At 67.3% G+C, this 12,873-nt stretch carries 15 protein-coding genes; 8 read left to right on the top strand and 7 right to left on the bottom strand.

Features of this window, described 5'->3' with window-relative positions; genetic code table 11:
• Nucleotides 1-133 precede the first annotated feature (133 nt).
• Nucleotides 134-961, top strand: a complete 828-nt coding sequence (gene rsxB, locus AC3FOF_RS06280) for an electron transport complex subunit RsxB (RefSeq protein WP_488726071.1) — start codon at nucleotides 134-136, stop codon at nucleotides 959-961.
• Nucleotides 958-1,602: an endonuclease III gene (nth, locus tag AC3FOF_RS06275; protein ID WP_488726070.1), complete on the top strand. Its 645-nt coding sequence runs from the start codon at nucleotides 958-960 to the stop codon at nucleotides 1,600-1,602. The genes rsxB and nth overlap by 4 nt, the downstream gene beginning before the upstream one ends.
• 90 nt (nucleotides 1,603-1,692) lie before the next feature.
• Here nth and AC3FOF_RS06270 read toward each other — a convergent pair whose 3' ends face one another.
• Nucleotides 1,693-2,280 carry a malonic semialdehyde reductase gene (locus tag AC3FOF_RS06270; RefSeq protein WP_017229287.1) on the bottom strand — a complete coding sequence of 196 codons (588 nt, stop codon included), beginning with the start codon at nucleotides 2,278-2,280 and terminating at the stop codon, nucleotides 1,693-1,695.
• Between the two features lie 84 nt (nucleotides 2,281-2,364).
• Nucleotides 2,365-3,309, bottom strand: a complete 945-nt coding sequence (locus AC3FOF_RS06265; protein WP_488726069.1) for a DMT family transporter — start codon at nucleotides 3,307-3,309, stop codon at nucleotides 2,365-2,367.
• A gap of 149 nt (nucleotides 3,310-3,458) precedes the next feature.
• Here AC3FOF_RS06265 and AC3FOF_RS06260 point away from each other — a divergent pair, with 149 nt between their 5' ends.
• Both AC3FOF_RS06260 and AC3FOF_RS06255 read left to right on the top strand, forming a co-directional pair.
• Nucleotides 3,459-3,890: a DUF1841 family protein gene (locus AC3FOF_RS06260; RefSeq protein WP_488726068.1), complete on the top strand. Its 432-nt coding sequence runs from the start codon at nucleotides 3,459-3,461 to the stop codon at nucleotides 3,888-3,890.
• A 135-nt stretch (nucleotides 3,891-4,025) separates the two neighbouring features.
• Entirely contained in the window at nucleotides 4,026-5,285 is a 1,260-nt protein-coding gene (locus tag AC3FOF_RS06255) for a phospholipase A (RefSeq protein WP_488726067.1), read from the top strand.
• Nucleotides 5,286-5,306: 21 nt separating this feature from the next.
• Here the strand turns inward: AC3FOF_RS06255 and AC3FOF_RS06250 are convergent, their stop codons facing one another.
• Both AC3FOF_RS06250 and grpE read right to left on the bottom strand, forming a co-directional pair.
• Nucleotides 5,307-5,744 (bottom strand): thioredoxin family protein, encoded by a 438-nt coding sequence (locus AC3FOF_RS06250; protein WP_488726066.1) that lies wholly within the window; start codon nucleotides 5,742-5,744, stop codon nucleotides 5,307-5,309.
• 88 nt (nucleotides 5,745-5,832) lie between these two features.
• Nucleotides 5,833-6,390 carry a nucleotide exchange factor GrpE gene (gene grpE, locus AC3FOF_RS06245; RefSeq protein WP_017225988.1) on the bottom strand — a complete coding sequence of 186 codons (558 nt, stop codon included), beginning with the start codon at nucleotides 6,388-6,390 and terminating at the stop codon, nucleotides 5,833-5,835.
• Nucleotides 6,391-6,664: 274 nt separating this feature from the next.
• Between grpE and AC3FOF_RS06240 the strand changes: the two genes are divergently transcribed.
• Complete coding sequence (locus tag AC3FOF_RS06240) at nucleotides 6,665-6,820, top strand: hypothetical protein (protein ID WP_017225987.1); 156 nt, start codon at nucleotides 6,665-6,667, stop codon at nucleotides 6,818-6,820.
• A 44-nt stretch (nucleotides 6,821-6,864) separates the two neighbouring features.
• On the opposite strand, the gene AC3FOF_RS06235 is transcribed toward AC3FOF_RS06240, so the two are convergent.
• The 3 genes from AC3FOF_RS06235 to hrcA form a co-directional block, all read right to left on the bottom strand.
• Nucleotides 6,865-7,260 (bottom strand): RNA-binding S4 domain-containing protein, encoded by a 396-nt coding sequence (locus AC3FOF_RS06235; RefSeq protein WP_017225986.1) that lies wholly within the window; start codon nucleotides 7,258-7,260, stop codon nucleotides 6,865-6,867.
• A gap of 30 nt (nucleotides 7,261-7,290) precedes the next feature.
• Nucleotides 7,291-8,406 (bottom strand): ferrochelatase, encoded by a 1,116-nt coding sequence (gene hemH / locus AC3FOF_RS06230; RefSeq protein ID WP_276268914.1) that lies wholly within the window; start codon nucleotides 8,404-8,406, stop codon nucleotides 7,291-7,293.
• 112 nt (nucleotides 8,407-8,518) lie between these two features.
• Nucleotides 8,519-9,556 (bottom strand): heat-inducible transcriptional repressor HrcA, encoded by a 1,038-nt coding sequence (gene hrcA, locus AC3FOF_RS06225; RefSeq protein WP_017225984.1) that lies wholly within the window; start codon nucleotides 9,554-9,556, stop codon nucleotides 8,519-8,521.
• 114 nt (nucleotides 9,557-9,670) lie between these two features.
• Between hrcA and AC3FOF_RS06220 the strand changes: the two genes are divergently transcribed.
• The 3 genes from AC3FOF_RS06220 to AC3FOF_RS06210 all read left to right on the top strand — a co-directional run bounded on the left by AC3FOF_RS06220 (nucleotide 9,671) and on the right by AC3FOF_RS06210 (nucleotide 12,862).
• Nucleotides 9,671-10,588, top strand: coding sequence for an NAD kinase (locus AC3FOF_RS06220; protein WP_017225983.1), 918 nt, complete (start codon nucleotides 9,671-9,673; stop codon nucleotides 10,586-10,588).
• Nucleotides 10,589-10,655: 67 nt separating this feature from the next.
• On the top strand, nucleotides 10,656-12,380 hold the full coding sequence (gene recN / locus AC3FOF_RS06215; protein ID WP_488726065.1) for a DNA repair protein RecN: 1,725 nt from the start codon (nucleotides 10,656-10,658) through the stop codon (nucleotides 12,378-12,380).
• Nucleotides 12,381-12,424: 44 nt separating this feature from the next.
• Nucleotides 12,425-12,862 (top strand): hypothetical protein, encoded by a 438-nt coding sequence (locus tag AC3FOF_RS06210; protein WP_276268916.1) that lies wholly within the window; start codon nucleotides 12,425-12,427, stop codon nucleotides 12,860-12,862.
• Nucleotides 12,863-12,873 lie beyond the last annotated feature (11 nt).

Here is a 12,873-nt window from a genome sequence, read left to right as displayed (position 1 = left end):
CATCATCGCGCGTTTCTGCGCTGCGGCGAAATCGGGGATAATCCCTGCCGCGTGCCTGTTGCAGCCGGTCCCGCCTATTGAGCAAGAAGAAAGACCGGCGCCCTGCCGCACCCGCAAATCCCTCAACGCTGTCGTGACTGCCACCCCTCAGACCCTCGCCGATCGCCTCGAAGCCCTGCTGCCGCAGACCCAGTGCACCAAATGCGGCTTTAATGGCTGCCGCCCCTATGCCGAAGCCATGGCGGCAGGCGAAGCCGCATGCAACCGCTGCCCGCCGGGCGGCGACGAAGGCATCCGCCGCCTGTCGGCACTGCTGGGTACGCCGCAGCAGCCGCTGGATCCGGAGCGCGGCAGGGAACAGGCGCGCGCGGAGGCGGTGATCGACGAAACGCTGTGCATCGGCTGCACGCTGTGCATCCAGGCCTGCCCGGTCGATGCCATCGTCGGCGCGCCCAAGCAGATGCATACGGTGCTGGCCGACTGGTGCACCGGCTGCGACCTGTGCGTGGCGCCGTGCCCGGTGGACTGCATCGCCATGGTTCCGGTGACCGGTGAACGCACCGGCTGGGCCGCATGGTCGCAGGCACAAGCCGACCAGGCCCACGCGCGCTACCTTGCGCGACGCTCGCGGCTGGTACGCGAGCGCGAGGAGAACGACGCGCGCCTTGCAGCCAAGGCGGCCGCCAAGCTCGAGGCGCTGCAGGCCGAGACCGCCCAAAGCGAAGAAGAGCGCGCCGCGCAGGCACGCAAGCAGGCCATCATCCAGGCCGCCATCGAACGCGCACGCGTGAAGCAGCAAGCAGTGAAGCCCCGCAACACCGAAAACGTCCCTGCGGCCGTGCAGGCGCAGATCGACGCGGCTGAAGCGCGCCGCGCCAAAGCCGGCCTGGGTGCCACGCCCGGCCAGGACGATGCCGGGACCGCCCCCGGCGCCAACCCAGAAGCCCCCAGGAAGCCATGAACGCAGCCAAGTGCCGCGCCCTGTTCGAGACACTGCGCGAAGTCAACCCGACCCCCACCACCGAACTCGAATACAGCTCGCCCTTCGAGCTGCTGATTGCCGTGCTGCTATCCGCGCAGGCCACCGACGTGGGCGTGAACAAGGCAACCCGCAAGCTGTATCCCGTGGCGCACACGCCGCAGCAGATCCTGGACCTGGGCGAAGCCAGGCTGATCGAGTACATCAAGACCATCGGCCTGTACAAGACCAAGGCCAAACATGTCATGGCGACCTGCCGCATCCTGGCCGAGCAGCACGGCGGCGAGGTGCCGCGCGACCGTGCCGCGCTCGAAGCCCTGCCGGGCGTGGGCCGCAAGACCGCCAACGTGGTGCTCAACACCGCCTTCGGCGAGGCCACCATCGCAGTCGATACGCACATCTTCCGCGTGGCCAACCGCACCGGCCTGGCGCCGGGCAAGAACGTGCAGGTGGTGGAACAGAAGCTGCTGAAGGCGGTTCCGCACGAGTTCCTGCACGATGCGCATCACTGGCTGATCCTGCATGGCCGCTACGTCTGCAGGGCGCGCAAGCCCGAGTGCTGGCACTGCGCGATCGAACCGCTGTGCGAATACCGCGAAAAGACCGAGGCGCCGCGCGGCTGAACGCAAGCGCGCCGCGCAGGCAAGAAAAGACCCGCGCGTGGCGGGTCTTTTTTCATCGTCCAGCTGGCTGCGCGGCGAGGGCGCGCCCCCTCAAACGATGCGGCAGGCTTCGTCGAAGGACAGGCGCGGGCTGCGCGGGAACAGCTTGTCGGCCTCGCCGTAACCCAGGTTCACCAGGAAATTGACCGACCACTTGCCGTCCGGGAAGAAGGCGGCATTGACCTTGGCGGCGTCGAAGCCGGCCATCGGACCGCAATCCAGGCCGAGGGCGCGCGCGGCCAGGATGAAGTAGCCGCCTTGCAGCGAGCCGTTCATCAGCGCATCGCGGGCAATCTTCTCGGGCTGGCCGGCGTACCACGAACGGGCGTCGGCATGCGGGAACAGCTTGGGCAGCTGGTCATGGAAGGCGTTGTCGAAGGCGACGATGGCGGTGACCGGTGCCGAACGCGTCTTCTCGACGTTGCCTGCCGATACGCAATCGACCAGACGCGCCTTCTCGGCCGCGCTCTTGACGAAGACGATACGCGCCGGAGAACCATTGGCGGCCGTCGGCCCGAACTTCATCGCGTCGTAGATCTGGTGAAGCACGGCATCGTCCACACCGCGGTCTTGCCACACATTGTGGGTGCGGGCTTCGGTGAACAGCTGGGCGATAGCAACCTGGTCGATCGGTTTCATGCGTTAGGTTCCTGAACAAGAGGTGAAGGCGGAATTGTATCGAAGACGCCGCACTCTTCTCCACAAGCGATTTGAGCAAGGGGTTCAATTCTGTTGCACTTCCTGGCTCCCGCCCCCCTTCTGCGTCAGCCACAGCACCCCGGCCAGGATCAGGCCACCGCCCAGGGCCTGGGTCAGGCCCACATGCTCCCCCAGGACAAGTGCCGCCAGCGCCACCGTCACCACCGGCTCCAGCGTCGACAGCATCGAAGCGCGGGCCGCGCCAAGCCGCTGCAGGCCGGCGAAAAAAGCCAGGATCGCCAGTACGGTCGACAACAGCGCGATCGCCAGCAGCGCCAGCCAGCCGGCCAGGCTCTGCGGAAATTGCGGCGGCACCCCGGCCCCGGTACGCAGCAGCCCTGCCGCGACGTAGACAACCGCCGCCGCCGCGCACACCACGGTGGTGGTGGCCAGCGGGTTGACGCCGGCCGTCAGGCGCGCGCCCACGATGATATAGACCGAATAGATGGCGGCCGAGGCCAGGCCGAGCGCGATACCAAGCGCCGAGCCCTGCCCGCCGCCCACCGTCAGCCCTGCCCCGACCGAGCACAGCACCAGTGCGGTGACCGATGCCGTACTCAGGCGCTCCTTGAGGAACACCGCCGCGAGGATGGTGACAAAGAGCGGGTAAAGATAGAGCAGCAAGGCGACCAGGCTGGCCTGAGCGTGATTGAGCGCGGTAAAGAAGCAGAAAGACTGCCCGACATAGCCGATGCCACCCATCGCGGCCAGCGCCAGTACGCGCCGCCAGGGCGGCAGGCCGACCCCGCGCAGGCGCATCGCCAGCGCCAGTGCGCCTGCCGCCAGCACGAAACGCACCGCCAGCAGGCCGTAGACGTCGGCGCCAGCCGCGTAGGCGAAGCGCGCGAAGATCGCCATGGCGCCAAAGGCGCTGGCGGACACTGCGATCAGCAGGACGCCGGCAAACTTCTCGCGGGCGGTGTGGATGGCCCGGGGGCGGCTGGCTGCGGTGGAGCGGGAAGCGGACATGGCGGCGCCCTGGTGGGATCACACCCGGCGGCGCCGGGCAACGCCGCATTTTATTGGTTGGCAGGCCATTTCCGCCATTGCGGGCACCCCGCCAGGCCGAACCGCGATGCGCTGCAGCAGCGGGGCAGCTCATTTACAATAGCGGCATCATGTTCAATCCCTCCCGCGAAGAAGTCCGCCGTTTTTTCTGCGAAGCCTGGCAGAAGCAACGCGCAGGCAGCGTCCTGACCCCGCTCGAAGTCATTGCCGTCGACTGGATCGGCGAGCATCCCGAATACCAAACCCTGCTCACCGACACGGAGGGTGCGCTAAGCCGGGACTACACCCCCGAAGGCGGCCAGACCAATCCCTTCCTGCACCTGGCCATGCACCTGTCCATCTCCGAGCAGGTTTCCATCGACCAGCCTCCCGGCATCCGCCGCGCCTACGAAGCCCTGGCCCAGCGGCTGGATTCGCCGCACGAGGCGCAGCACCAGGTCATGGAATGCCTTGGTGAGATGCTCTGGCAGGCTCAGCGCACCGGCATGCCGCCCGACGGCGAACAGTACATCGCCTCGGTCCAACGCCGCGCCAGCCGCTGAAGCGGCGGCCAGCTGGCCGAAGGCTGCGTACAATTCATCACAAATGTCCGGCTGCGAGCATGATAGGCTCCATGGCGTCGCAATATCATGCAGCGTGCGCATCACCGTTATCGGGAGATGCGGCGCCCACGTCCCATGCGTGCCAGCCAGCTTTCCACCGGGATTTCCCCTGCCGCACCGGCCATCCTGCTCGCCGTTGCCCTGGCCACCGCATGGCCATCGACCGGTGGCGCGGCCATGGCTTTGCTGCAACCGCCCAAGGTGGTCGACGGCACCAAGCCACTGACCCTGACCCTGCTGCTCAGCGCCGATGGCGCCCAACACAGCTTTCACGTCCCCGATGCCGTTGAAGTCATTGCCGCGGCCGACCTGCAGGCGCCGGTACGCCTCAGCATGCGGCGGATAACGGCCGGACCATCCACCCTCAGCTTGCCCAAGGGCGAGCACCGCACCATCGAGTACAGTGCGGCATTGCCCTCCAGCCTGCGCGGCATGGTACGGCTGGATCCCGTCGACATCGATGCCGCGCCGGTGCTGGTCACGCTCAACCGCGCACCACGCGCCGACGACGCGCCGGCGGCCCAGGTGGCAACCGTGCCGGCTGCGAGCGGCGGCAGCCCCGCGCCGGTGGTGCCGGTGGCGGCTTCCGGCCAGGCTGCGCCGGCGCAGCCAGACCTCCAGGATCAGGGCCGGCTCACCTTCAACGATCCGATGTACTTCCTGGTCGGCGGCCACGGCGGGGCCAATGCCAAGTTCCAGTTCAGCTTCAAGTTTCGCGTGTTCCAGGGTGAGAATCCTGCCTCGCGTAGCCTGCTCGACAACCTCTACTTCGGCTACACGCAGTTTTCGCTGTGGGACCTGGCCGCCGACTCCAAGCCTTTTCGCGACACCAACTACCGGCCCAGCCTGTTTTATTACCTGTCCGACGCCGGCGTGCATAACCGCACGGTCAGCCGGCTCTCGCTCGCGGCAGGCCTGGAACACGAATCAAACGGCCGCGACGGCGCACAGTCGCGCAGCATCAATACGGTGTTCGTCAAACCCACTTTCTACCTCGGCGACCTGAGCAGCTGGCACTGGAGCGTGTCGCCCAAGCTGTACTACTACCTCGAGAAGAACGACAACCCGGGCATCGGCAGGTATCGCGGCTATATGGATCTGAAACTGGCGTATGGCAAGCCTGACTCATGGGAATTCGCCGCCACGCTGCGCAAGGGCTCGCAGCGCTATTACGGCAGCATCGATGCGCAGGCGACCTATCCGCTGGCACGCTTGATCCCCGGCACGGCAGGCTATCTGATGGCCGGCTACTTTGTCGGCTATGGCGAAAGCCTGCTGGACTACAACCGCAAGCTGCCATGGCAATTCCGCCTGGGGTACGCGCTTTCGCGCTGACCGGCGCGGGCCGCGCCGCCCTCAGCCCGCCAGCGGCTTGCCGCTGGCCTTCAGGCGGGCGTTGGCCACCGCCGCGGCGAACTGGCCGTGCCCGTGCCAGCCCGTGGCGCGTCCCAGTTTCTTGCCCTTGTAGAAAAACATGAAGACCGGAACGCCATGCAGGCCGAAGCGTTTTCCCAGTTCGGGATGCGCGTAGACATTGGCGTGCAGCCAGTGCAGCTCGAGCGCGTGCACCGGCTCCGGATTGGCCAGCATGGCCTTCTTCGCCATCTCGCAATTGAAGCAGTCCACGCCCCAGAAGAAGACGCAGACGAGGGGGTCGCCGGCGCCCGCGATGGCGGCGTCGATATCCTGGCCATCGACCTCCAGCATGCCGAAAGCATCGAAGGCACGATGATCCAGGTGCGGCGCGGGGCCGCCGGCTTGCGCCTGGGCAGGGCTGTCTGGCGAGACGGACATGGGATTCTCCAACAAAAACAAACGCCCGGGGCCGATGGCACCGGGCGTTGCTTGTGCCGCCGGGTGGACAGCGAGCTGTCGCGCGCGCTTACTTGGGCGCAGCCACCGTCACCAGTGCCGGGCGCAGGACGCGATCGGCAATCATATAGCCACGCTGCAGCACCGTAACCACGGTATTGGGCTCTTGCGGTGCCGGCACCATGGAGATCGCCTGGTGGCGATGCGGGTCGAATTTCTCGCCCACCGGGTTCAGTTCGACGATCTTGCCCTTTTCGAAGGCACTGAACAGCTGGCGCGCCGTCAGTTCGACCCCTTCGCGCAGCTTGGCGATATCGCCCGAACCGTCGGCCAGCGCTGCCTGCAGGCTGTCCATCACCGGCAGCAGGTAGTCGGCAAAGCTTTCGATGGCGAATTTATGCGCCTTGGCAACGTCGTCCTGGGCGCGGCGGCGGATGTTCTCGCCCTCGGCGGTCGCCCGCAGGAACAGATCGTAGTTTTCCTTGGCCTTGGCCTCCAGCGCGGCCAGCTGGGCCGCCACATCGCTCACGGCGGCATTGTCGGCCTGGCCGGCAGGCGCGGTGTTCTGCTCGTCGCTGACTGGCGAGAGCGGCGGCGTGGTGGATGGCGTCTGCTTCTGTTCTTCCATGTCGATCCGTATCAATACAAGGACGCGGCCTGCCTGGCGCAGGCCGCCGGGTGGTAAATCGGCAAATGTAGCCTGCAGTTGGTGGCAGGCCCCGAATTTTCAAGAGCGCACCGGGACGGTGCGGTGAAACACACGGTTACAAAGAGGTGGGGGCCGAAATAGGGGCCATATTGCTTTGCTGCAGCGCACCCCCTAAGATGAAACCGTATAAAAATGACAAAAATACCGGGGTCGGAGATGCATTACAAGCGGGGCCACTCTCGAAAGGTTAGCCATGCATAAGCTGCCTGTTCTGGCGGTCTTGCTGCTCGCCGCATTATCGGTGATGACAGTCTTCATCTGCCTCTCCGGCGCCCTCACGCCACGAGACACCGAATACGGCAGCGGCAAGGCGGTCTTTAAGCACTACATCGTCCCCTACGTTCGCTGACGCGGCCGGGTGAGCCGGGGCGACCGCCTGCGCGGCCATCCTCCTCACCCCCTCACGCCGTCGATCTGGCGCCGGTCGCGCTTGGTCGGCCGGCCCTGCAAACGCGACGCGGGCTCGACATTGAGCCTGCGCAATTCCGCTTCCTCCCGCCGCCGCGCCTGGCTGGCCTCGGTTTCCGCATAAAGCGCCTGGGCTATCGTAGCCGAGCCGCGGGCCCCCACGATACCTTTCACCACCAGTTCCCAGCGCTGCTGGTGCGCCTCCAGCACGATCGTGTCGCCCGGCTTGACCTCGCGCGAGTTCTTGCAGCCCTGGCCATTGACCTGCACCTTGCCGCGTTCCACCGCCTCGGCCGCCAGCGAGCGCGTCTTGAAGAAGCGCGCGCACCACAGCCATTTATCGATGCGCAGACGGGCGCCGGCCTCGAAAGATACATTCATTTCCCTACCTCCATGCCATTGGCGGGCGGCTCATGCCGCCGCGCCCCGGGTCTGGGCCTGCGTGCGCCGGGCCTCCAGTTCATGCGGATGGGGCAGCCGCAGCGGCCAGCCCTGCAGGTGCTGCAAGCCGATCTCCGCAAGCCCGGCGATCCAGCTCTCGGCATCATTGAGGCAAGGGATGTAGTGGAATACCTTGCCACCGGCCATCTGGAACTCGGACCGCCCTTCCATGGCGATCTCTTCCAGTGTCTCCAGACAGTCGGCCGGGAAGCCGGGGCAGAACACATCGACCCGGCCGGTGCCGACCTTGCCAAGCTCCTGCAAGGTGGGCGCGGTATAGGGCTGCAGCCACTCCGCCTTGCCGAAGCGGGACTGGAAGGTGACCTGGTACTGCCCAGGCTGCAAACCCAGCGCCTCGCCCAGCAGGCGGCCGCTCTTGAGGCATTCGCAGTGGTAAGGGTCGCCTAGTTCCAGCGTGCGGCGCGGCACCCCGTGAAACGACAGAATCAGCTTGTCGCCCCGGGCAAAATCCGGCGTGCCGTGCTGCGCCCAGTATGCCCCCACCTGATGGTGCAAGGCAGCGATATAGGCCGGATGGTCGTGAAAATGCTTGACCAGCCGCAACTCCGGCTGATTTCGCCACTGCCCGAGTACGCGAAACACCTCGTCGAAACCGGTCGCCGTGGTGGTGCCCGAATACTGCGGGTACAGCGGCAACAGCAGGATGCGTTCGGTGCCCTGGCGGCGCAGCGCTTCCAGCACCGAGGCGATCGACGGATTGCCGTAGCGCATCGCACAGGCCACCGTGACCTCATGGCCCTGCTGGTTGAGCAGCAATTGCAGGGCGTGGGCCTGGCGCTCGGTGTGGACCAGCAGCGGCGAACCAGTCATATGCGCCTCGCGCAGCCAGATCGACTCGTACTTCATCGCCGAGGCGCGCGAGCGCAGCGGCAGGATGATGCCGTACAGGATCGGCAGCCAGGCGGCGCGCGGGATTTCCACCACGCGCGGATCGGACAGGAATTGCTTGAGGTAGCTACCGACCGCCTTGGGCGTCGGCGCGTCCGGGGTGCCGAGGTTGATCAGCAGGATCGCCGTGCGCGGAGCCTGGCCATGCTGGTAGGCCGGTTCGGGAGTAAACGTCATGTAATTTCCGGTGTGGCGGGGCGGCGCGGGCGCGAGGCACGCCGCCACCAGGTCTCGCCGAGCTGACAGGATGAACGGGACAGGCAGCCTGTGAGACCCGGCCAGGACAAGGCTAGTTCTGGCTGAGCGCGCTGGACAATAGCCGCGCGGTGATGTCGACGATCGGGATCACCCGTTCGTAGGCCATGCGGGTCGGGCCGATCACCCCGAGCGTGCCGACGATCTGGCCGTCGACTTCATAGGGTGCGGTGATGACCGCCATGTCTTCGAGCGGCACCAGCTTGCTCTCGCCGCCGATGAAGATCTGCACGCCCTGGGCATGGCTGGAGACATCGAGCAGCTTGAGCAGGCCGGTCTTGTGCTCGAACACGTCGAACAGGCGGCGCAGCTTCTCCATGCTGGACGACAGGTCCTCCACCTCCAGCAGCTTGCGCTCGCCCGAGATGAAGACGTGGTCGTCTTCCTCCTCCGCCATGGCGCTGCTGCCCGCCTCCACCGCCGCCTGCATCAACTGCGACATGTCCATGCGCAGCGCCTGCAGCTCGCCGCGCAGGTGGTCGCGCACGTTGTCGAAGCTCATGCCGGCAAAATGCGAATTGATGAAATTGGCCGCCTCGACCAGTTGCGACGGGGAATAGGGCAGCTCGGTCTGGATGATGCGGTTCTGCACGTCGCCCTCGGGGGTGACAATGATCAGCAGGATGCGCTTGTCCGACAGCCGCATGAATTCGACCTGGCGGAACGCCTGGGCCCGCCGCGGCGTCATCACCACGCCGGCGAACTGCGACAGGTTGGACAAGGTGTGCGCCGCCGACGTGATCATCCGCTGCGGCCCGAGCTGCTGGCCGCGCAGCTGCCCCTGGATCTTGCCGGTCAGTTCGGCCAGATCCAGCGCGCCGTCCAGCGGCTGGGCGGTCAGCATGGTGTCGACGAACAAGCGGTAGCCGCGCGGCGTCGGGATGCGCCCGGCCGAAGTGTGGGGGCTGGTAATGAACCCCATCTCCTCCAGGTCCGACATCACATTGCGGATGGTGGCAGGGGACAGTTCGAGGCCCGAGTACTTCGACAAGGTCCGTGAGCCCACGGGCTGCCCCTCGGCGATGTAGCGCTCGATCAGGGTTTTGAGAAGCGTTTTCGCACGTTCATCCATAATATTCCTGATTTTACGCAAGTTTTCACCGTTCGGGCGGCTCATCCTCGATCCGGCCTGGCCGGGCACCCCCACCTGCTGACAATGGTCACGGCGGTATGGTCTAATCCCGGCATGTCTTCGCTCCCCACGCCCGGCGCCGCGCGCGCACCCTTTCGCACCGTCGCCCTGATCGGCAGGTACGCCACCGCCGGCATCGAAGGCCCGCTGGAAGAACTGGCCGCCTGCATCCTCAAGAATGGCCAGGATGTGGTGTTCGAGCGGGAGACCGCGCTGGCCACCGGCCTCACCGACTACCCGGCGCTGGCGCCAGAGGACATCGGCAAGCATGCCGACGTGGCGGTGGTGCTGGGCGGCGACGGCACCCTGCTGGGCCTGGCGCGCCAGCTGGCCGGCTTCCCGGTGCCACTGATCGGCGTCAACCACGGGCGGCTGGGCTTCATGACCGACATCCCGCTGGAAGACGTGCACTCGGTGCTGCCCGACATGCTGGCAGGCCGCTACGAGTCCGAGGTCCGGATGCTGCTGGAGTCGCAGGTGGTGCGCGACGATGAGGTGATTTTCTCCGCGCTGGCCTTCAACGACGTCGTCGTCAACCGTTCCGGCATCTCCGGCATGGTCGAACTGGCGGTCTCGGTGGACGGCTACTTTATGTACAACCAGCGCTCGGACGGCCTGATCGTCTCCACGCCGACCGGTTCGACCGCCTATGCACTGTCGGCGGGCGGCCCGATCCTGCACCCGACCCTTTCCGGGCTGGTGCTGGTGCCGATCGCCCCGCATGCGCTGTCCAACCGCCCGATCGTCCTGCCGCACGATGCCGAGGTCTCGATCGAGGTGGCCACGGCGCGCGACGCCAGCGTCAATTTCGACATGCAGTCGCTGACCTCGCTGCTGCCGGGCGACCGCATCGTGGTACGCCGCTCGGCCAAGACCGTCAACCTGCTGCATCCGATCGGCTACAACTATTACGCCACGCTGCGCAAGAAGCTGCACTGGCATGAGTACCCAAGCGAAGACAACCGGCTCTGATCCGCACCGATCCGGCCCAGATCCACCCCCGAACCGACACCGACCCTGACCTGACCCGTCGCCCACGATGCTGCGCAGCCTGTCCATCCGCGATTTCGTCATCGTCGATACGCTCGACCTCGACTTCTCCCCGGGTTTCACCGTTTTCACCGGCGAAACCGGCGCCGGCAAATCGATCCTGATCGATGCGCTGGCCCTGGTGCTGGGTGAGCGCGCCGACGCCGGCGTGGTCCGCGAAGGCGCTTCCCGCGCCAGTATCAGCGCCATCTTCGCCACGCCGCCCGGACTCGACGCGTGGCTGGCCGAACACGACCTCACCGGCGACGAAGGCACCGTGCTGCTGCGCCGCACCGTCGACGCCGGCGGGCGCAGCAAGGCCTTTATCAATGGCGCCGCCGCCACGCTGGGCCAGTTGCGCGAGATCGGCGACCGCCTGGTCGATATCCATGGCCAGCATGCCCACCAGTTGCTGCTGCGCCCGGATGCCCAGCGCCTGCTGCTCGACGCCCATGCCGGCCTCACCGCCCAGGCCGGCGCCGTGGCCGAGGCCTGGCGCTCGTGGCGCGCCTGCGTGCGCCAGCGCGAAACCGTGGAGCACCGCTCGCGCGAGATGCAGCTCGAGCGCGAGCGGCTCGAATGGCAGGTCGGCGAACTCGAGAAACTGGCGCCGCAGGCCGGGGAATGGGAAGACATCCAGGCCGAATACAACCGCCTGTCGCACGCCGCCGGCCTGATCGAGGGCAGCCGCGGCGCGCTGGAAGCGCTGTCCGAGGCCGATGGCTCGGTGCTGTCGACACTCAACGGCGTGGTTCAACGCCTGCGCCAGCTGGCCGGCGTCGATCCGGCCCTGAGCGACGTGCTGGCGGCGCTGGACCCGGCCCAGGTGCAGGTCGAGGAAGCCGCGCACTCGCTCAACCGCTATGTCGACCGGCTCGACCTCGATCCCGAGCGCCTGCAGGTGGTGGAGGCGCGCATGCAGGCGCTGCACACCACCGCGCGGAAGTACCGGCTGCCGCCCGAACAGCTGCCCGACGAGCTGATGGCGCGCCGCCAGCAGCTCGACGACCTGCAGTCCGCCCAGGACCTGAACAAGGTCATGGCGCGCGAAGCCGCCGCGCGGGCTGCCTACCTGACCATCGCCCAGCACCTGGGCGCCGCCCGCAAGGTGGCGGCCGAGAGCCTGTCGGCCATGGTGACCGAAGCGATGCAGGGGCTCTCCATGGCCGGCGGCAGCTTCGCGGTGGCGCTGCACCCGCTCGAAGAAGGGCAAAGCCATGGCCTGGAGCAGGTTGAATTCCTGGTGGCCGGCCATGCCGGCGTCACTGCGCGCCCGCTGGCCAAGGTGGCCTCGGGCGGCGAACTTGCCCGTATCAGCCTGGCGATTTCCGTCATCACCAGCGAGGCCGCGCCCACGCCGACCCTGATCTTCGACGAGGTCGACACCGGCATCGGCGGCGCGGTGGCCGAAGTGGTGGGCCGCCGCCTGCAGGAGCTCGGCCGCGCCCGCCAGGTGCTTTGCGTGACGCACCTGCCGCAGGTGGCCGCGCAGGCCGGCGCTCACCTGCTGGTCAGCAAGGAGACCAGCGAGCGCGACGGCAACGGCTCGGTCACCCGCTCGCGCATCCGCGCCCTCGACGCCGCCGGCCGGGTGGTCGAGACCGCGCGCATGCTGGGCGGCACCACCGTGACCGCCACCACCGTGCAACACGCCGAGGAGATGCTTGCGCAGGGCTCCCGCGGCGCCACCAGCGCCGCCAGGGAGGCACGCCGCCCGCGCCGTGCCGCCGGCTGATTGGCCAAGCGGCACCGGCCTCGTCATCATTCAGGAGTTACCCCATGTCCATCGGCAAGCTGCCCCACTCCCGCTCACGCTTCCGCCCCCTGCGGATCACCGCCGCCTGCGGCGTGCTGGCCCTGCTTGCGCTGACCGCTTGCCAGGCCCAGCAGCGCCCGTCTGCACCGCCCGCCAACAGCATCAGCGCTGACCGGGCCGTGGGCGACATCATGGTGCGGTTCAGCGCGCCGCCCGTCATCACCTCCGAAGAGGCCGGCCGCCTGCTCGAGCCGATTGCCGGGCCGATCCGCTTCGTGGTCAAGCGGCCGATGTCGGGCGGCGTCTGGCTGGTCACCGCGATCTCGGCTTCCGCCGACGCCACGCTCGACCAGGCCGTCGCCACGCTGCGCGCCGCCCCGCGCATCGAGCTGGCCGAGCCCGACCGCGTGCTAAAACCCAACCGCACCATGCCCAGCGGGCGCGACATGCCGCCAAGCTGAGCACCGGCGCC

Source organism: Cupriavidus sp. 96C5-1 (assembly GCF_057798855.1).
Note: the sequence above shows the minus strand (reverse complement) of the source record. Positions and strands in the feature narration are given on the sequence as shown.

Excerpts from the sequence above, each read along its gene's own strand:
- nth (WP_488726070.1), top strand. The coding sequence starts at position 958 with ATGAACGCAGCCAAGTGCCGCGCCCTGTTCGAGACACTGCGCGAAGTC.
- AC3FOF_RS06270 (WP_017229287.1), bottom strand. The coding sequence starts at position 2,280 with ATGAAACCGATCGACCAGGTTGCTATCGCCCAGCTGTTCACCGAAGCC.
- AC3FOF_RS06265 (WP_488726069.1), bottom strand. The coding sequence starts at position 3,309 with ATGTCCGCTTCCCGCTCCACCGCAGCCAGCCGCCCCCGGGCCATCCAC.
- AC3FOF_RS06260 (WP_488726068.1), top strand. The coding sequence starts at position 3,459 with ATGTTCAATCCCTCCCGCGAAGAAGTCCGCCGTTTTTTCTGCGAAGCC.
- AC3FOF_RS06255 (WP_488726067.1), top strand. The coding sequence starts at position 4,026 with ATGCGTGCCAGCCAGCTTTCCACCGGGATTTCCCCTGCCGCACCGGCC.
- AC3FOF_RS06250 (WP_488726066.1), bottom strand. The coding sequence starts at position 5,744 with ATGTCCGTCTCGCCAGACAGCCCTGCCCAGGCGCAAGCCGGCGGCCCC.
- grpE (WP_017225988.1), bottom strand. The coding sequence starts at position 6,390 with ATGGAAGAACAGAAGCAGACGCCATCCACCACGCCGCCGCTCTCGCCA.
- AC3FOF_RS06240 (WP_017225987.1), top strand. The coding sequence starts at position 6,665 with ATGCATAAGCTGCCTGTTCTGGCGGTCTTGCTGCTCGCCGCATTATCG.
- AC3FOF_RS06235 (WP_017225986.1), bottom strand. The coding sequence starts at position 7,260 with ATGAATGTATCTTTCGAGGCCGGCGCCCGTCTGCGCATCGATAAATGG.
- hemH (WP_276268914.1), bottom strand. The coding sequence starts at position 8,406 with ATGACGTTTACTCCCGAACCGGCCTACCAGCATGGCCAGGCTCCGCGC.
- hrcA (WP_017225984.1), bottom strand. The coding sequence starts at position 9,556 with ATGGATGAACGTGCGAAAACGCTTCTCAAAACCCTGATCGAGCGCTAC.
- AC3FOF_RS06220 (WP_017225983.1), top strand. The coding sequence starts at position 9,671 with ATGTCTTCGCTCCCCACGCCCGGCGCCGCGCGCGCACCCTTTCGCACC.
- recN (WP_488726065.1), top strand. The coding sequence starts at position 10,656 with ATGCTGCGCAGCCTGTCCATCCGCGATTTCGTCATCGTCGATACGCTC.
- AC3FOF_RS06210 (WP_276268916.1), top strand. The coding sequence starts at position 12,425 with ATGTCCATCGGCAAGCTGCCCCACTCCCGCTCACGCTTCCGCCCCCTG.